This is a genomic window from Paenibacillus senegalensis JC66, assembly GCF_000285515.1.
GTDB classification, from domain to species: Bacteria; Bacillota; Bacilli; order Paenibacillales; family NBRC-103111; genus Paenibacillus_L; species Paenibacillus_L senegalensis.
Map to the genome: position 1 here is coordinate 543,688 of NZ_HE610961.1, position 24,037 is coordinate 567,724.

General features: G+C 48.0%; 19 protein-coding genes. 2 read left to right on the top strand and 17 right to left on the bottom strand.

Annotated elements, in window-relative coordinates:
* The first annotated feature begins 90 nt into the window (after positions 1-90).
* Positions 91-2,484, top strand: a complete 2,394-nt coding sequence (locus PSHG_RS20955) for a helix-turn-helix transcriptional regulator (protein ID WP_010277269.1) — start codon at positions 91-93, stop codon at positions 2,482-2,484.
* Between the two features lie 225 nt (positions 2,485-2,709).
* Here PSHG_RS20955 and PSHG_RS20960 read toward each other — a convergent pair whose 3' ends face one another.
* The 3 genes from PSHG_RS20960 to PSHG_RS20970 all read right to left on the bottom strand — a co-directional run bounded on the left by PSHG_RS20960 (position 2,710) and on the right by PSHG_RS20970 (position 6,888).
* Positions 2,710-3,978, bottom strand: a complete 1,269-nt coding sequence (locus PSHG_RS20960; RefSeq protein WP_010277271.1) for a glucuronate isomerase — start codon at positions 3,976-3,978, stop codon at positions 2,710-2,712.
* Between the two features lie 41 nt (positions 3,979-4,019).
* A complete protein-coding gene (locus tag PSHG_RS20965; RefSeq protein WP_010277275.1) occupies positions 4,020-5,531 on the bottom strand; it encodes a tagaturonate epimerase family protein in 1,512 nt (503 codons plus the stop codon).
* Between the two features lie 67 nt (positions 5,532-5,598).
* Positions 5,599-6,888, bottom strand: a complete 1,290-nt coding sequence (locus PSHG_RS20970; RefSeq protein ID WP_010277278.1) for a Gfo/Idh/MocA family oxidoreductase — start codon at positions 6,886-6,888, stop codon at positions 5,599-5,601.
* A 147-nt stretch (positions 6,889-7,035) separates the two neighbouring features.
* Between PSHG_RS20970 and PSHG_RS28545 the strand changes: the two genes are divergently transcribed.
* Complete coding sequence (locus tag PSHG_RS28545; RefSeq protein WP_010277279.1) at positions 7,036-7,866, top strand: helix-turn-helix transcriptional regulator; 831 nt, start codon at positions 7,036-7,038, stop codon at positions 7,864-7,866.
* A gap of 319 nt (positions 7,867-8,185) precedes the next feature.
* On the opposite strand, the gene PSHG_RS20980 is transcribed toward PSHG_RS28545, so the two are convergent.
* From PSHG_RS20980 to PSHG_RS21045, 14 genes are all read right to left on the bottom strand, one after another.
* Positions 8,186-9,013 (bottom strand): sugar phosphate isomerase/epimerase family protein, encoded by an 828-nt coding sequence (locus PSHG_RS20980; protein ID WP_010277282.1) that lies wholly within the window; start codon positions 9,011-9,013, stop codon positions 8,186-8,188.
* Positions 9,014-9,140: 127 nt separating this feature from the next.
* Positions 9,141-11,648, bottom strand: coding sequence for a hypothetical protein (locus PSHG_RS20985; protein ID WP_010277284.1), 2,508 nt, complete (start codon positions 11,646-11,648; stop codon positions 9,141-9,143).
* 8 nt (positions 11,649-11,656) lie between these two features.
* Positions 11,657-12,475 (bottom strand): carbohydrate ABC transporter permease, encoded by an 819-nt coding sequence (locus PSHG_RS20990; protein WP_010277285.1) that lies wholly within the window; start codon positions 12,473-12,475, stop codon positions 11,657-11,659.
* On the bottom strand, positions 12,475-13,377 hold the full coding sequence (locus PSHG_RS20995) for a carbohydrate ABC transporter permease (protein WP_010277289.1): 903 nt from the start codon (positions 13,375-13,377) through the stop codon (positions 12,475-12,477). The genes PSHG_RS20990 and PSHG_RS20995 overlap by 1 nt, the downstream gene beginning before the upstream one ends.
* 87 nt (positions 13,378-13,464) lie before the next feature.
* On the bottom strand, positions 13,465-14,760 hold the full coding sequence (locus PSHG_RS21000; RefSeq protein ID WP_010277292.1) for an ABC transporter substrate-binding protein: 1,296 nt from the start codon (positions 14,758-14,760) through the stop codon (positions 13,465-13,467).
* A gap of 61 nt (positions 14,761-14,821) precedes the next feature.
* A complete protein-coding gene (locus PSHG_RS21005) occupies positions 14,822-15,712 on the bottom strand; it encodes an AraC family transcriptional regulator (protein WP_010277294.1) in 891 nt (296 codons plus the stop codon).
* A 593-nt stretch (positions 15,713-16,305) separates the two neighbouring features.
* The gene (locus PSHG_RS21010; protein ID WP_010277296.1) at positions 16,306-17,145 is read right to left on the bottom strand and encodes an ABC transporter permease; all 840 of its coding nucleotides are present in this window, start codon (positions 17,143-17,145) and stop codon (positions 16,306-16,308) included.
* On the bottom strand, positions 17,142-18,356 hold the full coding sequence (locus PSHG_RS21015; RefSeq protein ID WP_010277297.1) for an extracellular solute-binding protein: 1,215 nt from the start codon (positions 18,354-18,356) through the stop codon (positions 17,142-17,144). Before PSHG_RS21015 ends, PSHG_RS21010 begins: the two co-directional genes overlap by 4 nt.
* Before the next feature lie 4 nt (positions 18,357-18,360).
* Entirely contained in the window at positions 18,361-19,413 is a 1,053-nt protein-coding gene (locus PSHG_RS21020; protein ID WP_010277299.1) for an ABC transporter ATP-binding protein, read from the bottom strand.
* Positions 19,414-19,449: 36 nt separating this feature from the next.
* Complete coding sequence (locus tag PSHG_RS21025) at positions 19,450-20,274, bottom strand: ABC transporter permease (protein WP_010277301.1); 825 nt, start codon at positions 20,272-20,274, stop codon at positions 19,450-19,452.
* Between the two features lie 3 nt (positions 20,275-20,277).
* Positions 20,278-21,315: a LacI family DNA-binding transcriptional regulator gene (locus PSHG_RS21030; protein ID WP_010277303.1), complete on the bottom strand. Its 1,038-nt coding sequence runs from the start codon at positions 21,313-21,315 to the stop codon at positions 20,278-20,280.
* Positions 21,316-21,372: 57 nt separating this feature from the next.
* A complete protein-coding gene (locus PSHG_RS21035; RefSeq protein ID WP_010277305.1) occupies positions 21,373-22,098 on the bottom strand; it encodes a glycerophosphodiester phosphodiesterase in 726 nt (241 codons plus the stop codon).
* A gap of 13 nt (positions 22,099-22,111) precedes the next feature.
* Positions 22,112-23,110, bottom strand: a complete 999-nt coding sequence (locus tag PSHG_RS21040; RefSeq protein WP_010277308.1) for a CehA/McbA family metallohydrolase — start codon at positions 23,108-23,110, stop codon at positions 22,112-22,114.
* On the bottom strand, positions 23,107-23,577 hold the full coding sequence (locus PSHG_RS21045; protein WP_010277312.1) for a hypothetical protein: 471 nt from the start codon (positions 23,575-23,577) through the stop codon (positions 23,107-23,109). The genes PSHG_RS21040 and PSHG_RS21045 overlap by 4 nt, the downstream gene beginning before the upstream one ends.
* Positions 23,578-24,037 lie beyond the last annotated feature (460 nt).

A 24,037-nucleotide genomic window follows, 5' to 3' on the forward strand; every position in this document is an offset into this window, starting at 1 on the left:
TTATAAAATGATTGTCACTCTGCAGCCCGTTTTTCGTTATACTTAAAGCTGTAACCGTTCCGTATTTACTCCAATTTTGGGAGAGAGCCCATGCAGAAACGTTCAACCAGGTACTTCCTGAAAATCTTTTTACTGGGGTGCATTCTCAGCACTATTCCCGTTATGGTTGTCGGCATCTTTTCCTATTTGAAGGCATCCAATACTATCCAAACCCAAGTTAACGAAGCGAAGCAGCAAAGCCTGTACCAGATTCAATCCAATGTGGAACAGCTGTTGAAAACGATTGACCATTCCATGACTTATTTCGTCAATTCCTGGCTCGTTAAATCCTCTCTGGATGAACCGCTTACCGTTGAACAATTTCAGCTGTACAACCAAATCCGACAAGAGATGGTTCATTTGCAGACGTTCGATACAGGCATTCAGAACATCACTTTGCTAAGCACCGAGAAGGACTGGCTGATTGACAATTCTGGGCTATACCGGTTTCACAAAACGACTAATCGCGATGAGCTTTTATCCTATTTCGAGCTGCCGCTGACTTCTCAGTGGTATTTGGAAAGCCCTTTCATGGAGAATAGAAAACGTGCGGAGGAAACTGCAGTAGTCATGGAGGATGACGATTTACATTCCGAGGAGTACCAAGGGGACCTTGTGCCGCCGCCCGACCCGGACAGCACGACGGATTGCGGAACTCGCGTTCAGCTAATCAAGAAGCTGCCTTTGAATACAGTATCCAAGAAGGGACTGGCCTCGGCCAGCATCCCCGCCTGCCATATCAAAGGGCTGTTCACTTATGACTTCAACCATGAGACGGTGATGATCTGGGATGAAAACTTGAACCCGATCCTGATCGAGAACGCTGCGGTGACCGAGCTGCACAGCGCCAATCTGCAAAGCCTGCTCAGTCGCTTCCGGGAGGAGAGCGCTTCTTCGAACGTCTCTGCCGGACAATTCAGCATCGGCTTCGGACAATCGGAAGTTATGGTGAACTACCGCAATTCCAGCTATAACGGATGGACCTACTTTTCACTTATTTCCGTGAAAGAAATTAGCAAGCCTTCCCGGACGATCGGCTGGTTTACGTTCTGGATTTGCGCCGCGCTGCTGCTCGCTGCCCTCTTCATGAACTGGTTCGGTTCCCGGAAGATCTACAAACCGGTCCAATCGTTGTTCAAATTTGCCTTTAGCGCCTTTCAGACTAAAAACACTGTCCAGGACAAGGATGAATTCGAATTTATTCAGGAGCAGATTCATACGGTGCTGCACGCCAAAAGCGAGCTGGAAAGCAAGCTCACCACTCAAATTGAACAATTAAAAACATTTTTCATGATGAAATGCTATCAGGGGGGAGTGACTGCCAAGGAAATTGAGGATAAGCTCCAGGCTTTTCAATACCCGGCGCAATGGAAAGGGCTTTCCGTTCTCGTCCTGCAGATCGATACACTGGAAGGCACGGAGTACCGGGACAGGGATATCGATTTGTTAATGTTCGCTATCAACAACATGATTGAGGAAATTATTCCGGAGGACCTGCGCTTCCAGCCCGTGCTGTTCAAGCAATCCCAGGTGACGATGATGGTCAATCGGAACGACTCCGATTCCGCCTTTGCCCAAACATTATCCGAGACGGCCAAGCATATCCAATCTACTGTCAAAACCTACTTGAATCTATCCGTCAGTTTTGGAATCAGCAATACGGCGAACAGCCTGCAGGATGCGCAGCAGGCTTACCAGGAAGGCTTGGAAGCCTTAAAGCACCGCATCCGACTCGGAGACGGCGCCATTATATTCTTCCAGGATCTTCCGCAGGGTTATTCCACCCGGCTGCCGTTCCCTCATCACCTGCAGCAGGCGCTTCATGACGCGATTAAACTGGCAGATCGGCAAGCCGCCGATGAACAGCTCAAAGCTATATTCCACCATTTGTCTGTCAAGGATTCGGGGCCGAACGAATATGAACTGTCTCTGGTCAAGCTGCTGGTCGATCTGATCCAGCTGACCCGCTCGCTGGGAATCGAGGCCGTATCGTTCTCGGAGAGCCGGCCGATCTTCGACAAGCTGTTCAAGCTCGGAAACAAGGAAAGGATGACCTGGTTCCGCCAGAAGATTATTGAGCCGATTATAGAAACGGTAGAGGAACGGACGAAATTGCAGTCCAAAACGATTTCCAGCCAAATCATCCAGATTATCCGCGATGAATTTCATAATGATATTACTCTGGAATCCATCGCTGATCGGCTTCACTATAATGCGAATTATATAAGCAGCGTTTTTCGCAAGGAAATGGACATTTCCTTCAGTGAATATCTTGCCACTTACCGTCATGAAATGGCCAAGAAATGGCTCGTCGAAACGAGAATGTCCGTCCGCGAAATCTCCGAGCTCCTGCGCTATAACAATTCACAGAACTTCATCCGCTCGTTCCGCAAGCTGGAAGGGATTACTCCTGGCAAGTACCGCGAGCTTCATACGGCGGATTGAAAGGAGCGGGATGATCGCTTTGTTTGTCCGAAAGAGCCCTTGAGGATGACGAGAAGACTGCGATCTATGCTCGACTTAGAGTGGAGATAGAAAGCGTGCTCGGTCACCTCAAGGGCAATCGGCCGTTCCGACTTTAGCATTCTTGTTTGACAAAACCTTTTAGATCATCCGTTATACGGTGCTCATATCCATGGATACCATTATCCTATCAGGATACCGGCAAGTCTACTCTTCGTATTCGACCATATCTTCCCTTCCGACAAAGCGCCAGAAGTTGTTGCGCAGCAAGTCGGCGGTGTCGCGGCGAATTTCTTCCGCAGTAACCTGCCAGCCTGTGCGCATAATATCATTATATTTATCAATTAGGATATCACTGATAATTTCTTTGGAATGCTTCCATTTATATACTAATTGGTCCAGCACTCTTGCATCAGAATGCTGAGGAACGACGCTTAAACCAAGCAGCTCCAGCCGCATCCGGGTCATCTCATTAATTATGATCGGATTATTCATGAACCACCAGCAGCCGAAAATCATCAAATTGCGGAACTTGCGTCCAAGCACGGCCAGCTCATGCTGGTTCTCCCTGGACAGCATCGTCACGATAAACTTGTTCTCCGGATGCTGTGCCAATAAATATTCCAGTGCATCCATGTCAGCCTTGCCCAAGTAATCCCCCGCATCGCCGAGCCCGGGGTTTACCCGCTTTTTCACACCGATCATCAACGCAAACGGAATTCCCGTCTCCTTAGAAAGCGGGAGAATGCAGTCGCGGATGATCCGCCCGCGATCGGATTCCTCAGGATAGGCGAAGGAAGGCGGCAAGGAGACAGCCATATAAAGCGGCTTCATCCGCTCAATCCAATCCTTGAGGAATCGTTTGACCTCCTGAGCGGAGCCATCGCTCCACTGCTCTCCTACCGCGTAGCCCCACTCACGCAGCAGCTGCTTGCTGTTGGCATAATCGTTAAGAAGCGGGTCGATCCTTAGCGCCGCATGGAAGCGCTCGTCAGGACGCGTCCCGTCAAGCCATATTTTTCTTTCCCGGTCATCGAAAGGGTCATTCGTCATCACGATATGATCAACGCTAGACAGCTCCATTACACGCTTTACCTGAGCAAAGCTATCTCCCGAGTCAATAGCTTCCCGATACTGCGCCAAATCCCGAGTGCTCAAGTCCAGACCAAGTCCCTGCAAGGTGGTAAGTACTCCCCGGCAGGCTTCACTGACAGGCGAGTGCTTAATGAACAGCTCTTTCCATATCAAGTCAGCCTGCTCGGATTTTGACAATGCCCAGAAATCGTCGATGGGTATATCGCTAAAGCGCATCACTTCCGCGACCAAATAATGATAAGTAAGCAGTTCATCCACACCCCAGAGCAAAATATCTCCAAAGTTCGGCGAATAAAGATGTGTATGCATATCTGTAATCTTTTGCTTGGCAACGACATCACGAACGACAGCTTCAAGCTCCTGCTTATTGGCAATAGTCAATGTTGGTCCCTCCTTGTGATTCACACGAATCGCCGTGCGGCCTATTTGCCCAACAATTCCAGGTGGCGTCCAATATGGCGAATTAACGCCTGGTCGTATTCCCGCTCATGCTTCTGCAGCGTGTCCATCAATTCGTCCCGGAACAGGCTGTTGCCTTCTCCGTCCTTGGCTTGCAGCAGCAAGCCGTAGGTGATGTGGATCAATTGACGGGCATTGTCTTCATTCATATATTCCGCCAATTCACCATCGCTTACTTCAGACAGCGGTGTAATGGCATCAAAGTCAGTTGTGACATGGTAATAAGCCAGCGCTTCCGGGTAATGCTCCATAGCGTACTGATGCATCCGGCGGTACAGGCTCGGATGAACCTCCGCTATCGTCCGCATCGCTTCCAGCCAATTGGTTCCGGCAGTTTTGACGTGGAAACGCCCTTTGGTGTGATTGGCAATAATCGGGAACACGCTGAATTTGTCACTGCCGGAATGAATGCTCAGCTTGTAGCCGAAATGGTCGGCTATGGCGGAATGAACCTCCAGTTCTTTCTCGAACTGTTCCACATCGCCTATATAATCAATACCTTTCTGGAATTCACCGCAAAATCTTGGAGCCACGCTGTACAAATCCAGTCCGGCCTGTTCCAGTTCATAAGCTACAAACCAGTGGGCCGCAGGATCGGTCGGCGTTTTCGTCTCATCGATAGAAAGCTCGAAGTCCATTTCCCGGTCCAAAGGCCGGATATAGCGATTGTAGATATCGATAGTCATCTTGATGGCTTCCCCATAGATAAGGGCATAGCTCATTAGCTGCTGGCGTTCAAAGCTAATTTGAATTGCCCCGGCTTCGAATACGGTATCCAGGTAAGTGGATTCATACCGGCTTCTTACCTCCTGAGGAAGCTGCAAATAACGTTCCTCCACTGCGGTGGCGGACAGCCCTTCGACATCGTTGTCAATCTTGTCCGAGCAGTCCAGCGTCAGCATCGTAAAACCGAGAGCGAGCGCCATTTCGATATCTTTCTCTTCTTTCAGGTGATCGCCATCCGCTCCAAAGCCCTCGGTGTAGCCTTCCTGCAGGGCGGCATAGCATGCGGCATCCAGCACCTGGTTGTAATCGCGTCCGGTCAGATTCAGCTCACGTATGCTTTGCTGGGCAAGAATGGGACGGATATTTTTGCCCCGCACTGAACGGATATGGCCCGGGGAGGCAAGTCCCAACCGGTCCCCAAGCCCGATCGTGGCCACCTGCTTGCCGAAAGCCCGGGGGACGGTGTAAGGAAAATACCGATTAATGACAAGCCGGTTTTCGTGTGTCAAACCGCAAAGCTTGTAATGATCGGATTCCTCGCCAGCCAGTTCCTGATACAGGCTTCCATCCCCCCACACAAGCAGCTGCTTGCCAGTGCTGCCGCGGACCATCAGCAACCGGGTCCCTTCATGCCGGGAGAAGGAACGGGTGTAAACTTGAACTCCCTCGATAAGTTGAACCTCATCGGATGAAGCTGATTTCCCTTCTGCATTATTCCATTCAACGATAACTGATTGATAGCTGTTCATATCGATCCTCCTGTTTTAGCGATAGGAAGCGCTCTCGCGCTTTTTGCCTGCTTCTCCTCTCTTACCTTTAACCGAAGCTGACAAGACTTTTAATTTCGACAGGCAGCCCGGTCTGCATCGACTTGTTGCCCGCAATCCCGGTCAAGATGGAGACGGCTCCATCGATATGTGACGCCGCTCTGTTGAAGGGATCCGGCTCCGGAGCACCGAACAGATCATTCAGCATGACGGGATCGCCTCCTCCGTGGCCTCCTGCCTTCTCTTCTACATGGACTTCATAAGGCGCCGCAAACATAGGGTGTACCGTAAGCCGCTTTTCTTTCAAAGCGCCTTCATCAGCTTTGTTACCGCCTGAATTGACATATGACCTCTCCGCTACTCTCGCTTCGATCCGGCCTTTACTGCCGTTAAAGACGACATGGAATCCTTCCCACGGCAGATATGCATTTAAAGAATAAGTAAGGATGGCCTGATTGCGGTAGCGGACCATCACTCCAAGCGTATCCTCGATGCTGATCCCGTCTCCGAATACACTCTGGTCTCTTTGGTAACCGTCTTCATGCTCGGCATCGAGATACAAAGCCTTCAGGTGAGGATTGTCTTCGAGAGAGAGGGCAAACGGATCATTGCGTGACGCCTCGCTGCCATGGGATCTTTGATAGAACCGGGTTTCTCCCCGCCTTTCGGCATTTTCCCGGCCATAGAAGCGGAGCCCCCCCATGGCATAGACCGTCTCGGGATGCGTTCCCAGCCAGAAATTAACCAGATCAAAGTGGTGCGTAGATTTATGAACCAGAAGTCCCCCGCTGTTTCGTTTATCTCGATGCCAGCGGCGGAAATAATCAGCCCCGTGCTTCGTGTTCAGCAGCCATTCAAAATGCACCGAATTCACTTCACCAATCACTCCACCTGCAATGAGCTCCCGGATTTTGGTGTTATGGGGGGCATAGCGGTAGTTGAAAGTAACTCGAAGCTTGCGCCCGGTTTTTTCGATAGCATCAAGAATTTCCTGGCATTTACGCTCGTCCACGGTCATCGGCTTCTCGCTTACAACATCGCAGCCCAGCTCCATAGCCCTGATGATATACGTATGGTGAGTGCGGTCAATGGATGTCACGATGACGGTATCGGGCTTCGTTTCAGCTATCATCTTATCGAATTCGTCTGCCCCATAGGCGGGAACCGGCTCGTAGTCATATTTCTCCTTCAGCAGCTGATTAGCGTAATTCATACGGGTCCGGTTAATATCGCAAAAGGCAACCAATGCAGACGTTTCCCTGAACGTTTTGGCAATAGCTCCATAGAAGAACTCAGCTCTGCCGCCAGTACCAACCAGTGCGTATTTTTTCAGCGTCATGTACTCATCTCCCGATTAAGTTTTCCTCATTTTAGCGCAAGATTATATGTATATCTAAACAATTATTGCTTATTTTCTTAAATACCTTGCATATTTTGCGCATATTGCTTTTTATCTGCTATACTAGGTCCAAGGGGGGGCTGGCTGATGAATTCTTTCTTCATGGAGCACATGGAACGCAAAGGCCACTATACGATGCAAAAAAACCACTTTCATCCTTACTATGAGATCTATTATCTGCTTAAGGGAGAAAGGTTCTATTTCATAAAAGACCGCACGTACCCGATTACGAAAGGCGGCTTGGTGTTTATCGGAAAATACGACCTGCACAAAACCGCCGACACCGGAGTAGCGGACCATGAACGAATATTAATTCAATTTGACGATTCTTTTTTGGCATCCTTTACGGATCCTCTTCTGCTGGCGCCCTTTCATAAACCATCCAAGCGGCTCCAATTGACCGCTCAAGAGCAGTCCCGAGTAGAAACGCTGCTTTTTCAAATGCTGAAAGAATACGAAAACAAGCTTCCAGGGTGGAAAACCTACCTGCAAGCTTCTCTTGCTAAGCTGCTGATCGGAAATGAACGGCTGTTTCAAGAAGAGAGCAGTATGAACTTTGAGTATGCCAGTCCTCTTCATCGCAAAATTTCCGAAATTGTAGAATATATCAACGTTAATTATGGAGAAGAAATAACCTTATCTTCGCTTTCCCGATCCTTTTATATCAGTCCTTACTATTTGAGTCGAAAATTCAAGGAAGTAACGGGGTTTTCGTTTGTGGAGTATGTGAACAGCGTAAGAATTAAAGAAGCGCAGACTTTATTAAGACAAACGGATGAACAGATTATCCGCATAGCGGAGCTAACCGGCTTCGACAATATCTCCCATTTCGGCAGAGTGTTCAAGCAAATGTTGAAAATCAGTCCAATGGAGTATCGCAAATCAGTTCGGAAGCTGGAGCAATTTCCACATGAATAAGCAAGCATTGCATTGGACTCCACCGCTTTACTCATTGGATCAACATAACCTAATAGTACCTTAACCGTTGAAGCTCTTATGCCTAACTCTTAAACCTTATGTTATTATTTTTTTCCGCCGCTAGGGAGCATGGGCCAGGTACTTGCTGAGAACATGCAGGCCGTAAGCTGTCTATACTAATCAGGACAAATGAGCCGGCGAAACCCCTTAACAGCCCCATAGCAGCCTTTGATTTCGATGCTGTTCTGATCTTTACGGATCCCAAAAACCGGTGTTCCTCAAGCGGGAACACCGGTTTCTGGGGTACGATGGCAAAGGCTTATTGCCACTTCCAGTTTAAATCCGCAAGGAGCCGCTTCAATCCATCTGAAGCTTCCTTGAACAGGCCCGGACCGCTGAAGCCGGCAAAGCTGCCGGCCGCCTGCAAATGAGGCTCCAGCGACAAGAATCCGGAATAATTCCGTTCTTTCAAAGCTCTAAGCAGCTCCGGGATCTGGCCATCACCAAGACCGGCAACCGTAACTGATCCATCAGCCGACTTCGCATCCTTGATATGGATATAATCAATATATGCAGATAGCATTGGGTAAGCTTCCTCAAATGGCCGCACTCCGCACTGCACGAAATTAGCCGGATCAAATACTGCCCGCAGATTAGCGCTAGAGCAGGATTCAAGAAGGTCCCGGCATCTTTCGGCATTGTCGCCGTATATATGCTTTTCATTCTCATGCAGCAGGAGCACGTCCGCCTCCTCCGCCCTCTTGACTAGCAGCTTCATACGGCGGATAACTTCATCACGAAAGTCCTCCGGCTTTTGATCTTCTTTAATAAAAAATGAGAATATACGAATATTGCGCGTGTTAAAAAATTTGGCGATATGGATCGCCCTTTCGAATTTTTCCAGATGCGGGTCAAAAGGGTCGGTAATGTTAATTTTCCCTATCGGCGACCCAATGGCAGAAACTCGAATTCCTTCCTTGTCCATCTTTTGTTTTATCTCCTGCAGCTGTTCATCCGTTAAATCCAACACATTTTTATTCCAGACCCCTCTGAATTCTACGTACCGGATTGATTCAGCATTTAAAATGTCCAATTGTTCATCTAATTCCGCAGAAATTTCATCAGCAAATCCCGACAATGTAATCATGTTCAAGCTGCCTCCTTGGTTTATTAAACTTCCCATTCGATTGGCTCCTCTCCGTCTGTTAGCCCAAAAGCCAAGAGCCCGCTCGAATAAAGTATGTGATAATATCTTGTTATCTCTTGCAAAATACTCAGCCTATCCGTTCCAGATTTCCTTTAACGCCAAATCCGCTATAGTTCTGCTCCACTCCATTAACTCGCAGCGGTTCGTTCCATCCAAGCTGAACCTTGCCGTAATAAGGATCGGTAAATTCCAGCTGCAGGGACTGCAAATTTTCGATAATTATCGATGTAACCGCGGCTGCAAACTGTTCATAGCTTCCGCTTTCCTGCTCATCCGAGACCCTCAAAATCCAAGCGTTACGACAGCCCTCCGATATCAGCTCCCGCTGTCGTCCCGGTCCCTCCTCCCGCAGGTGCAGCCCGCCCGCCGCATAGATAGCCGCATAGCTCGATCCGACCCTGGCCAGGTACCAGCCGTTTCTTTGCTCGAAACTGTCAAAAACAGCGGTCGGAAAATAAGCATGTGTGAAGCTCACCTCGTGATCGGCCGGGATATCATATATCACCAGAGCAAGCCCCCTGTATTGAGCCGCTTTAGGCAAATATCCGTTCCCCGCCCAATAGCTGGGTCGTCCCGAACCGAATTGGGCCAGCTCTCCCGGGTGATTGATCCACAGGTTGGCTTCAGCCCCGAAGGATAAATGGACGACATGCTCCTGATAGCCTCTCTGGCCTGGTTTGAAGTTATAGATAGAAGACAAGCCGTATTCCGGCGATTTATAGTGATATAGCTGCGCGTAACCGCCGGCTCCCTGCTCAAACCGGAACACCAGCCTCTCCCCTGGGGATAGCTTCATCAAATCCAGATAGTCCTCAGGAGGGGCGTAATCGGACAGGCATAATGCCACATTGCTTATTGAGTAGCCGTTCGGATGTCCCATTCCGTAGCCGATCCAGTTCATCGAGGTCGTCCCGGTAATGTATTGGCCTTTCAACTCTTTTTCGTAGCTGCGTCCATAGGTACAGGCAAGCACGCCATTCACCGAGTTGACTGTTAAATAAAAGTATATCAGATCCATCGCTTCTTTCGCCTTATTCCTGATGCTTTCATTCTCGGCCAAATCGTACAAATGCAGCAGACCGACAGCATCTACAGGCAGATATGCGCTGGAGTTCCATTCAGCGAGACCTTCCGAGAAGAACCGTTCGAACCATTCCTCCAATCGCTGCTCTGCTTTGAGCTTATGCGCTTCTCCATTGGCGTTATGATTAGGGAACATTTCTGCGGGAAACAGCTGGCCGGCCAACAGCTCGCAGGTATGGAACAGAAGGGCGTGGTTTTCACTGAAAAACCACATAACATCATCGCCCGGTTCATCCATCCAATAGCGGAAGTGGAGGATACAGTGCTTAGCCTCCTCCCAGAAGCTCTCCGGGAGAATTCCGCTGTTCCGATAATCCCGCCATATGCGGAATAAGGCGACGAGGAAGAAGTCGCTGCAATCCCGGCGCTCGTTAATCCCCGCGATCCCTTCCCTGAGAAGCGCTTCCGCTTTCCCCATTGGCCCGCCGGTTTTTAGAATAGCCAGCGCTGTATGAAGATTCGGGGCTCCGTACTCCGCGATGAGCTTTAACGCTTCCGCCTTGCGGGAGACGATATTGGGGGCCGATCCAGTCGCTGCTGCCTGGTCTGAATAAACTTGAAGAGCCAGTGTACGTTGAATGGAGATCCTCCCCAAACGTGCTGTGAACTGAAGATATAAATACTCCATTCCGAAGCTTCCGGCATCTGCCAGCTCCAGAACCGCGGAGCTCTTCCTGAGCGTGGCATGCATCGTTTTTTTACCGCCAAAGATTGCACTGCCATACTCGACAACAAAAGGAATATCCTTTGCCAGAGGGTTATTTATATGCAATGCCACGTTTCCTGAAGTCACCGTATCCTTCGGAAAGTAAGCTTCCTTCATCGCTTGTTCCAGCTGCAGCACTTCTTCCGGATCAGCTTCCCCCAAAGGAAGTACGGTTGCGACATCCTCTTTTCCCTTGTAATCTATGCGGAAATAATACTGCGTATCTCGCTCCGCGAGATCTTCGAAACAAACTACAAGGCGGTTCAGTCCCTGCTTTAAGGTAACTTCAACTTCTGTTTCCGCTTCGGCGTTTCTTGTAAAAGGAGTAAAGTCCGTGATGAGCTCTTCGTTGACCCAAAGCGTAATGGAGCCGCAGGTTTGCAGGCGCAGCACAGCCTTATGCGCTTTCTTGCACTCAAGCTCACTAAAAGCAAAAGTACGTAAATGAGTCGGTACCATCCAGAAAGACGATCTCTCCACCCGCGGATTCTCCCAAGGAAAATAAAGCTTCCATTCTCCTGCCCCTTCCAATTGTCCGCAGAGTCCCCCGGGTTGAAAATCATCTATAGGAGGAAGGCTGGGAATTTCCTGCTTGCGCCCCGAAACAAACTCCCTGCGGCAAGGATTCTCATGAATAGCAAATCCTTTGAGCAGCCAATCGTTAATGCCTCCGCTCATGGTCGTCGGCACGAAGCGGACGGGCCTTTCTTCAGTACCGCTGACCAGCCAGCGGTTCAGAACCTGGTAGTTTAACTTAAGCGGTTTGTAACGTAGTAAGCTAGCCATAGTTGGATTCAACCTTTCATCCCTGTAGTCACGATGCCTTTAACCAACTGCTTCTGGAAGATAAGGAATACGATCAGAATCGGAATCATCGTGATGACGGACATAGCCAGCAAGCTGCTCCAATCGACATTGTACTCTCCGATAAAGTTGGACAAGGCCAGCTGGATCGTATATTTGCCCGGATCACTTATCACAATTAGAGGCCAGAGGAAATCATCCCATCTCCACATGAAGGAGAAGATGGTCAGCACAGCAAGAATCGGCTTGGCAATGGGGAGAACGATACTGCGATAGATTTTCCATTCCGATGCCCCGTCCATCCTTGCCGCTTCCAGCAGCTCATCCGGTACAGATAATAAATACTGACGGATGAGAAACACTCCTGTAGGCGTAGCCGCCGGAGGAATGATGATACCCAGCAGACTGTTGTACAATCCAAGCATGCTGATGATGGAGAAGATAGGAATCATGATAACCTCCAAAGGAATCATCAGCGTAGAAATAAACCCGATCAGGATAATTGTAGCTCCCCTAAAACGGTATTTGGCCAAGGCAAATCCGGCCATCGAATTAATAAACAGCAGCAGCAGTGTTGAAGAAATCGTTACGATCGCCGAGTTAAGAAAGTAAACACCGAAGTTCCCTTTATTGAAAGCTGCCGCATAATTATCCAGAGTAAATTGGCGCGGAAAAATTTGCGGCGGCCAGGCATACAGCTCGGTGTTGTTTTTAAAAGAGGAGAGAACGACCCAGAGCACAGGAAACAGGAACAGCAGGGAAATAACTATTAATGCAGCATAGACGCCCGCTTTGGACCATCCTTTCATCAGTTCTCTCCTCCTTTGGCCAGCTTGAATTGCAGCAGGGTAAAGACTCCGATAATGACAAACAGAACGACTGACATCGCACTGGCTGTGCCTAATTGCTGGGAGGTAAATCCGGTTTGGTAAATGTGTTGAACGATATAAGTGGTTTCTCTCCCAGGGCCTCCCCCGGTAAGCGCAAACATGAGCGGATAGGCCTTGAAGGCATCGATCACAGCAAGCATAATGACCAGCAGGCTCGTCGGCTTCAGCAAGGGCAAAGTAATCGAGCGAAACGAGCGAAGCTTGCTGGCCCCGTCAATCGTGGCCGCCTCATAATATTCCTGGGGGATACTCTGCAAACCGGCAATAAAGATGACCATAAAAAAACCGATTCTAGACCATAAAGTTGCAACCACAACCGATGCATTCGCGAAGAACGGATCCGTTAGCCAGCCTACAGGTTCCAAACCAAATAACGACAGCAGGTAATTAGCTATGCCGAAGCTGCCCCCCAGTATCCATTTCCAAGTCAGACCTACGATTATGAAAGAAACCATTGTCGGCCAGTAAATGATGGCTCTAAATAACCCTTTCATTTTGACCTGCTGAATCAACAGAATAGCAATTCCGAGTGAGCTGGCAAACAACAGCGGCACCACAACGGCGGCATACATCCCCGTCCGACTAAGAGCACCCCAGAATTGTGCGTCTGTCAAAATGTCGATATAATTGGCCAGGCCGATAAAATTCATATCGTTAAGGCCGTCATAGTCGGTGAAAGAGTAAACCAGCCCGAATATAGCCGGGAGGACGATAAATACAGAAAAAATAATCAGGTTAGGAAGAATAAACAGATAAGGCGCTATAGTTTTTTTCCACTTCTTATTTGAATAAGCGGCTCCTTTGTCCAAAACGTTTGCCATCGGCTGCACTCCTTTCCGAAGAGCCAAACATGAGCGGCTGCCCTAAGGCAGCCGCCGCTCAGCCCATTCTTACCTGCCGGCATGAAATTAGTTGCTGGCTTCTATAACCTTGTTGGCTTTGTCGGCCACATCGTCCAATGCTTCTTGCGGTTCCATCTTACCCGTCAGCGTTTCAATAATGTTGATGCGCAGGTCGTCTGTAAATTTCGTAATCACGTCCTGTCTTGACCAATCGTTTGCTGCTTTCGGTGTCGAATTATTTAGTTCATCGGTGAAGACTTCAAAAAACTCCTTACCGAATTCATAATCGAGTTGAGCACTATCCTTCCTTGGGCTAATAAACAGCGATTCCTGATTATACTTCCCGTTCACTTCTTTGGAAGTCAAATACGCGATAAATTCCGCTGCTTCTTCCTCTACGCCCGAATTTTTAAAAGCCATCAGATATTTTCCTCCGGGAACCGAAGAGCGGATTTCCTCCTTGGGCAAATAGGTGACTCCCCATTCAAAGTTATTGATATCCTTGTAGTTGCTGAGCATCCAGTTACCGGAGAAATGAACGCCTACCGTTCCGGTTCTGAACAAGTTGTTCGGATTTTCTCCGCCGATCCATACCGAGTCAGGCATAATTCCATCTTTATGCAGCTGGACGAAATAATTCAGGGCATTAACCGCCTTCCCATCATTTATGACGGCCTGCGTACCGTCTTCATTGAAGATGCTTCCTCCAAATTGATACAGCATGGTGGACCAGCGATGGGGCGTGACGTCCATAACCATGCCAAATCTGGCCCCTCCCTGCTCCTGAACCTGTTTCAATGCAGCGGAGAACTCTTCCCAAGTCCAAACATCGTCACTTGACGTTGGCACGGAAACCCCCGCCTTATCAAATAAGGTTTTGTTATAGATCAAGCCGTTAGCGGTTACATCCATCGGTGCCGCGATTACTTTGTCATCGACAATATAATACGGTTTAATGGAATCAATAAACTGACTGGAGAACTCTTCCGCCGTTCCCAAATACTCGCTTAAATCCAAGGCCTGGTTGGCAAACATTCCGGTATCCGATATTCGGCTTAATGCCGGCGGTTTACCTCCAGAGACCATTGTTCTCAATTTTGTGCCCAGATCTGTGTAAGCGACTTCAATCAGGTTAATTTTAATGCCGGGATTTTGGTCCTCGTACTCCTTAATCAACCCTTTCATTACTTCGCCTTCTACCCCGTCTGTAAACCAGACGAAATCAAGCGTCGTTTGCTTGCTGCCTCCATTCCCGCTCCCTGCATTAGATCCACCAGTACCGGAAGAACCGCAAGCAGCCAATGTAAAAGTAAGGAGGACCGTAAGAATGAAGAAGGAATTCCGTTTCCAGTTTTTTAGCATGATAGCAACTCTCCCTTTTGGAATCGTAGTTTGATGAATACGAATCTTAACCCAGCTCGCATTACGTAGTACTATCGCTGTAAAAGCGATTAAGCTTTCGGTAAGTTTGCGGCGTAATACCCACGTGCTGCTTAAATAGCCTGCTGAAATGAATAGCGCTATTGAAACCGATTTCATCGAAAATCCGGCCAATAGGCAGATCGGTCATTCTTAGCAGCTTTTTCGCCTCATCTAATCGTCTATTGGACAAGTATACGTTAATGGTTTCACCTGTAATTTCCTTGAAGCAGTGGCACATATAATATTTGTTTAAATGCAGGGAAGCCGCAATTTGATCGAGGGATAACGGCTCTTTGTAATGCTCGTTGATAAAGGTCAAAATCCGATGGACGTACATTTCTTTCTGGGTAACGTTAGGGATCGCATTAGGAGCGCCTATCTCCATCGATTTCCGGTAAATTACCGTCATAAGCTCTACCATATGAGTTTGAATCATCATGTGGAAACCGGGCAGTTCTCTTTCTTTTTCCTGGTGCATCTTTTCATACAAGAGATTAATTGCAGTCTTCTCTTCTTCATTGCTCCAGCGGATCAATCTTCCGCCCGGCTCTTCAAACAGATGAATAAACTTATCCAGCCACTCTCGAGTTACGGCCCTTTCAATCAAGGAGGGCAAAAAGTTGATGGTGCTTCTAACATAAGGTCCCGTTACTTCCGGATTAACCCGGTGGAGGATGCTCCCTTGAAATAACAACATATCTCCGGGCAGCAAGTTATAAATATTGTTTCCGATAATATAAGCCGCCGAGCCTTCGATGAAATAATAAATCTCATATCCGTCATGGGAATGCAGGGACCATGTTGACTGTCTTCTAGACTCTCGATAGCGAATATAAATCTTGTCCTTAATAAGAGCACGATTTGTTGGTAAATGAGTGTTATGACCAGACATTAAAGCCCCCCCTTCACGCAACTTCTGTTAATAAAACTCCCTGCATCTAAATGATAACGCTTACTTGTCGACTATTCTAGCATATAATTCTGCCAAATATCTAACATATCTTGTTAATAGTTAAACAAATCTTGTTTTCTCTTGCTGTACTATTCTTATCCCCTATAAAAGCTGTTATTGTAGTGGTTTTTCTGGATCTATAATATTTCTTCACCATAAAATTGGATAAATTTATCTTTAAAACGAGTGCGAATTTAATGGAATTTTTATTCTTTTTCATCAACATTCGTTTACTAATACAGCAATAATAAATTAACTAATCTTGCTTCATCCCCATGCTTGACCTTAACAAGGATAAGAAGCAATCTTGAGCATGAAAGTAACAAGTTCAGTTGAATTGATGGGATATCGTACAATTGAAAGTTTGACGCATGCAGCGGCATATCAAACCGGGCCGCCCTCCACGATCGGGCACATTCGCCCTATAGTACTGTCACATGAAGGAGTGGAGTCGTCCTACATCGAAAAAGTGTAAAAGAAAAAACCCCTGACTTTAGCAAGGGCTTTAGGAGAAAAATCGGAGATCTTACTTACTATAGCTTAGCATTTTCTTCGCGGGCCATCGACCGGATATAAAAGGCCCCTAATACAGAACAGAGTAGGAATGAGAAAACTGCCATTGCCGCAGCCTGTTCACGTTCCTGGAAAACACTGAACACCTGCTGCATGGAAACGCCCAGCATTTGCGGAGAATTCGCCCCAATCAAGAACGGTGCGGTAAATGATCCAATAACCCCCATAAACACAAAGGTCACAGCTACCAAAAAGGTTTTATAAGTGAGAGGTAAGACAAAGCGCGTGAACAGCTTAAACTTTCCTGTCCCCACATCCTTCGCGCTCTCAATAACCGAAGAGGGTATCCCCGCCAGTGCTGAGCTTAACAGCATCGTAGTAAAGGGAATGTTGAACCACAAGTTAGCAATAATAATCCCTTTTTCATCGAAAATAATGCGAGGCAGGGTCATCCCGAAAACATCTAATATTCTGGCCAGCCACCCATGGTTGCCAAGCAAGTTTATGAGCCCGTAGGTAGCTATAACTCCAGGAATGAACAGCGGAATCATATAGGTTCTGCGTATCAATTCAACAATTGGCCCATTGTTGAACCTCATGTAGATGGCGAGCGTATAACTTATGAGCAGCACGATTACACAAGTAATCAGCGTAATCCGCAATGTAAATATAATGTTGTTGCGAAGTCCTTTATCGGTAAACAGCATTTGATAACGGCTAAGATCATATCCGCCCTCTCCGTTGCTTAAACTCATAAATACGGACTGAAAAATTGGGATAATGACAACGATCAGCAAGATGGCGAAGGAAGGGATGACCATCGTCAGCCCCGCAACCGTTTGTTTCCACTCTTTACTCATTGGGCAGCAACTTCGCTCTGCCAGCGCTTGTTAATCTCTGTACCGAGATCGCCAAGATTGAATGTGCGAAACCCTTCTGCAACCCCTTCAAACTTATCCTGTGTCTCCTGAGGCATATTTTGCAGTTCAATTCCGGGGAATCCATTCATCTTATCTACAATGACAGCTTGCGCTTCGGGTGACAGTACAAAATCAAGGAATTGATGCACGGCTTCCTTCTTATCCGACTCGTCATTAACCATCAAATAAGTTGGTCCTCCGTTAAAGCCTGGAGTAATCTGCTGCATGCGAATTGTTTCCGGAAGAAGCCCTTCATTTAATTGCTGCAAAACCATATCTGACCATGCAGGGATCATCGAAACCTCGCCGTTCATTAGCAGGTCAAGAGTACCTTGATTTTTCTTCGGATAAATCCCTTTGCCATAAACATAATTGCCGATTTCCTTTAACTTGTTGAATCCTGGCTCCCATTTCTCCATGACAGACGGGTCGGAGTTATGAATCTCTTCCTCAGGCAGATCCTGATAGATAACCGTTTGTACAAAGGAGCTTCCCGAGCCACCGGTAGACGGATCGTTATAGGCGAATTGCTCCGGATTATCCTTAATCCATGCAAGCAGCTCGTCTAAAGTTTTCGGAGGATCACTGATCTTTGTGCTGTCGTAGGCCAGAACTACAGCTGACGAGCGGTAAGGAATGGCATAATGATCGACATCACCCATTGTCTTCTCATTTACATTTGCCAGATTTGGAATCGACTCCTTACTTAATTGTTCCCATACACCATCTGTCGTACCTCTTGTTACCGTGGCTATGCCGTCCTCGTAGAGATCAATGTCGCCGGAGCCTTTACCCGCCTGTTTGGCTGCAAGAATCCGGTCATAGGTCGGCTCAGCGCCAGTACCGGATGGAATATAAACCATGTTCACGTCCACTTGGTCATTTTGCTGCTCAAACATCGGGACCAATGTGTCCCACAGGTCTTTAACATTTTGTGACCCTGTGAAATAGAAGTTGAAAGAAACTGGCTCATTTTTCGGCGATGGTGATGCAGAGGACGAACCGCTATTCGCCGATGCACCGGCGCCATTACTATTATTGGAATGGGTACCACCGGTCCCGCTGGCGCCACCGGCAGCGCAGCCAGCTAATAAGACGGTGGATAATGCAACGGCAGAGGACATAGTTAACCATGATTTAGCAGAACGCATTGTATCAACCTCCGATATAAGTTTCGTTTACCGGGTAGCCGGTCACTTTTGTAACATGGACACCAACATCTTTTCCGATCGATAAATCCTGGGCTATTTCCTTTGTTTGGAACGACCGCAGAATCCCCAAGTCATCCAGTTCTATCGTAACTTCCGCATAATGACCGAGAATCATAATCTGCTTGATCTTACCTGTCAAAAGCCCTTCACTATCCGCCATTTCTCTTAGCTCAATGTCCTCAGGACGAAACGCAGCTATCACATTACCGGTCAACTGTTTGTGGTTAGGAAAGTTTATCCCCCTCCTGATCTGAATATGGCCCCCATCTGCCACCCCCTTTAAAAAGTTCATTTTGCCTATAAAGCTCGCTACATATAATGTCTCCGGCTCATCGTAAATTTCCTGCGGCTGGGCAATTTGCTCGATGTTCCCATTATTCATGACAACAATGCGGTCAGACAGGGATAACGCCTCTTCCTGATCATGAGTCACGAAGACCATTGTTAATCCGGTCTTCATCTGAATTTCGCGAAGCTCTTCCCGCATTTCATGCCGCAGCTTAGCATCGAGTGCCGAGAACGGCTCGTCCAGCAATAGAACAGCAGGATTCAGCAGCAGTGATCTTGCAAGTGCTACGCGCTGCTGTTGGCCGCCCGACAGCTCCGCGGGATACTTCTTTTCAAAGCCTGGAAGCCGCACCAGCTTCAATACATCAGTTACTGCTTCACGGATTTGATCTTTCGATCTTTTGCGAATCTTCAAGCCAAAAGCCAAATTGTCATAAACAGACATATGCGACCATAGGTTGTAGCTTTGAAACACCATGGAGGTCGGCCTTTTCTCGGGCGGAAGCTTGATTACACTTCTGCCTTCGATTAGAATATCGCCGCTATCAGGTTCCAAGAAGCCGCCGATGCTGCGGAGCACCGTTGTCTTCCCACACCCGGATGGACCAAGCAGCGTAACCAGCTCTCCTTTTTCCACTTCAAGATTGATATTGCTGACCCCGTCACCGGTTTTATAGCGTTTGGTCAAATCTTTTACAGTCAACTGCATGCTCTTGCCTGCCTCCTTGTAGTCTCGTGTTCTCTGTCATTTCGTCTGGAATCCGCTCGCCAGCACATCCGCGCTCACGAGTCGCTGGGCAGCAAGCAGTAAGATAATCGTCGGAAGCGTCAAAATAATGGAAAAGACCGCTCCGGCACTGCTGGGGAAGTCGGAAATAATCGAGTACATAACGATGGGCATTGTCTTGTAATCAGGAATGCCTACGAGAAAAGTCCCTTGTGCTTCATCCAGAGAATTCAGAAAGGTAAACACTGAGGCGACCAAAATGCCGGGCATCGCCATCGGCAGCGTGATTTTGCGAAAGACCTTGAAGGGGGTCGCCCCAACGTCCCGTGCAGACTCCTCTTGGGCAGCATGCACATTGCGGAAGGCCGCAGTCGGAATCCAGGTCATAAACATCAGCACATTAATCATGTGGATGAGGACGACCCCTAGCAGGGTGTTCATCAGCCCGATCTTGTAGAACAGCACTGCGATGGAAACATACAGCCCCATCTTGGGAAATGCGTGCGTCAGCAAAAAAGAGAACAGGAACACCCGCTTAAGCGGAAAGCGGAGTCTGGCGAATGCATAGGCCGCAGGAATACAAAGTACAATCGATAGCGCGGTTACGATCGATGCGATCAGGAAAGACAGGGAAATCGAAGAGACAATATCATCCTTCTCCAGTACGAAGCGCCACCACCTCAGCCCCCATATTTCCGGCAAAATATCCGGATAAGTCCATTTCTCGCTAAAAGCGAGCACAAGTAAATTTACAAGCGGGCCGGCAAAAAATAACGCAAATACAGTGAGCAGTAAAAATTCGATAATTCTTCGCAGCCCAACGGATCTCCAATACCACAGCATGCTTTAACCTCCTCTTGCAGCCTCAGTTGATTGTCGCACGATAATTTGGCTGGGATATTCTATCAGCTTGGGCAAATCCGTTTCTCCGCGGATCAGCCTGTCCACAATATCAACCGCATCCTGACCGATAGCGGAGGCATTTACACATACTGTAGTAAGCGGGGGAGAATACATACCGGCATATTCAATATTGTCATAGCCCATAACCGCTGCCTCCTCCGGGATACGCACTCCGGCCTCTAGCAGCACCCTCATTGCCCCAAGCGCCAGCATATCGTTTGTGGTAAACAACGCTGTATACCCTCCTTGCTTGAACGCTTGATAATGCTCGGCCATTAGCTTTACGCCATAGGAGAAATGCGATTCTGGCGACTCCACAACAGTCATACAGCCTTCCCGCCCTATTTCAAGCTGATTAAGCCTTTTACAAAAGCCAGCAAGACGCATAGAATGGCTGCGGTGTGCGCCTGGTCCCGCTATGATGAAAAACTTGCGGTGACCCAGGCCGTGAAGATAATCTGCCGCATGCTCTCCCCCCTGCTCGTCCTTGCTCACAAGGTGGATGACCTCAGGGTCATCGGTAGAACCGTTCACCATCAGGTAGGGGAGGTTGAATTTTTTAACATAATCAATAACGTTTTTCCTCAGCCTGCTTACCAGTATGAGTCCGTCCACCCTCTGCTCCAGCATATAGTCGGTGGAGCTAAGCGACATCTCCCTGTCGGTCTTTAGAAAAATCGAGTAGCCTCGAGCTTGTGCGGCTAACAAAATTTCATCGATAATTCTTCCATACAGGGGATGGGAGACAATCGGCAGCTTTTCGCGGAAGACGATCACCCCGATATTGTTCGTTCTCCGGGTTACCATCGCTCTTGCGACTGCATTCGGTTTGTATTTCAGCCTTTCTGCCGCTTGGAGCACACGGTCCCTCACTTCGGGACTGGCATATCCCTTGCCGCTAATCACCCTGGAAGCCGTCGATTTCGATACACCGGCTGCTTTTGCCAATTCCTTCAAACTATGATTAAGATTATTAGTCAACGGTTACTCTCCTATTCCATATAAAGCTGCTATTTCTCATCCCCGGCATCCGGCATCTCACAGCCGTTCCCATTCCTTCCTGACCTCCATAAGCCTGTCCACATTGCGTGTCGTTATCGAAGCAACCCCCAATTCGGCCATAAGCCGCATATCCGCCTCATCCGAGACTGTCCATACATACACATCCAAACACTCTGCTTCTGCTCTTTCCAGCAGTTCAGTACGAACAAGGCAATACGGTACATTAAGCCCAAAACAGCCCGCCTTTCTGCTGTGCTCACACGCTTGAAGAACCGCGTCGGTATAGCTCATGCTTTGAAAACTGGCTGCGTCCACGTTCAACAGCTTATTCACATGATGGCTTAGACCATCGGCAAGGCATGCTGCCTCATAGTTACATCCGCTCAAAATAACCTGGTCAACCATATCCAAGCTCTCGATCAAAATAAATAAAGGCTGTAAACTGGAAGCTGTTTTAATATCGAGATTCATCCTTATTCCTGATTCTTTAACTATCCGGAGTACATACTCTAGAGAAACTAACGGTTCAGCTGCCTGTCCAGAGAGCTCAGCCCATTTCATACCTGCCACGCTGCCAAGGCGGCCGTTAGCTAATTGCACCTCATCATCATGAGCTAGCACAAGCTCGCCATCCTGAGTAACCCGGACATCATCTTCGTAGATATCTACTCCGTAGGCTAAGGCCGTTTGCAGTGAGGCTATAGAATGATCCGGCAGGCCCATGCATCCCGTATGAGCAGTGACCAGCGGAAATCGTTTCATAGGTATCCCCCCTTCAATCAAAATAGATGGCATTTGTAAACGCGATTAGAGTACTGACTCCATGAACGCTTCCCCATAATTCGGCTCTTAGCCACTTTTTTTCTCCACCCAAAACAGTCATTTCGTATAAGGTTGCCTCATCGTTTGTAAAACACTCCGCTTCGATTCTCTGATCTGAACGCACTTTGATCCGCTGCTCCGGACTACCTTGATCAGGCAGTGACCACGATTCTGCTCTAACACTAAAATCAAGCTTAATTCTTAGGTTCAAGGCTTGATTTGCCTTCTCATGTGGGATTACTCCGCCTATGCCTATACATTCTCCATCCAGTTCCACTTCCAGCTCTAACAGAGGGCCTATCGTAACGGATACACGGCCGCAGCGCAGAGCCTCGACTAACTGTCTTTCCGTCGGAACTGCATCTTCCGGGACACCAAGATAGGTAACGGAAAGAGGCTCTTCCGTTTTGGTCTGGGAATGCCAATCTCTGCCGGAAGTGGCAGCAACGCGGAATCTTTCATTGAGCTTCTCTGTCCATAGAGCAAAGGCCCGGTGGTTGCTGATTTGAATAGGCGCGAATGTACCCGACCATACCTCGATGTAGTCTACTGCCGACCAATCCTTGATATCGTATTCCCAGTAGCATCCCGTGCAGGCTGGACTTCCTATGCGAAATGGATGGGCAAGTCCGGCAAGTCCCCCGGAGCGATGTACTGCAGCAATCCCTTGATCGATGCTGTCCTTATCTGTTTGGCGCCAGTCCGCAAAGGAGTTAATGCCGATCGTAACCATATGCCCGTAAAATGTCGTCCATTCCATTCCCGATATAACGATAAGTCCCGATTCCCGTTGAACCTCTTCCTTATCGATTAAGCCTGACATCGTATTATGATCAGTCAATGCGATTGCCTCAAAGCCCAACTTCCTGGCTCCTGTCGCCAGTTCCTGTAAGGTTTGGCTGCCATCGCTGTGCACCGTATGCGTATGCAGCTCGCAAGCGAACCATTTCATCGTTCCCCCTCCCCGTCCGTCCAATCAATTTGCAGCCGATAATCGCAGCTGCCAGTGACAATGCAGTGAAAGCTGAGTGTAGCGGTCCATTGGCCCCTAGGCAGTTTGCCTATGACCAGTCCAGGAGAAGCCCGGAGCTCGGATAATTTTAATTGCTGATAAGCATCATGACGATGACATGCTCCCCGGTATACGTTTGGATCATCCAGAGAGAGAGTAATCAAGTTTTTAAGCGGCAAGTATTTATTTGCCTGCTTAGCTGCTTTTTCTCTCTGGGCTGGCAAGACATAACAATCAAAGCTTTGCTCTAAGAGCTTTAAGGCTCGCGTCATGTCTTCAAGCACTTTGGGACCATACTCAAATTGTATGGTTATCTCACCACCAGCCTGGGTCATCTCAAATGGAATCCGGATATGAGTCCTGGAATCCTCAGGAGTTACGCAGCCTCGCTTCTCCAAGAGCTTCATCGGATTTCCCCTTCCGAATGTTGTTTGTTTAGATAAGCTGTGTGACACGGACCATCTGGGAACGGTCTCACATGGTTATCATGTTACAGGGGAAATGTAAGTGCAGTATCAACATGCTATGAAGCTTCTGTAAAGAACGAAAGGGATTTTTAAATATGATAAGAAAGGTCAGAAAGTAAAGCAGGCCCGCCTCAAGCGACCTCAAGTTTCAGTTTAACCCCTTAAAGGACAGCAAAAGCTTGTTATCTGTTGTCAACTGAATGTAAGCCAGTAGTTAACAGTTCTATAATCGTCCGATAAGGGTAGATATGCAAACGACAAAAAAACCACCTCTAATTGAGATGGCCTGCAGGAGAAATGATAGTCGTCTTCTGTCACGTTTGACTATAGAGACATAATATCAAGTATTACTAGGAAGAACTCCACAAAACTAAAAAAGCCGCCATTCGGCGACTTAGCT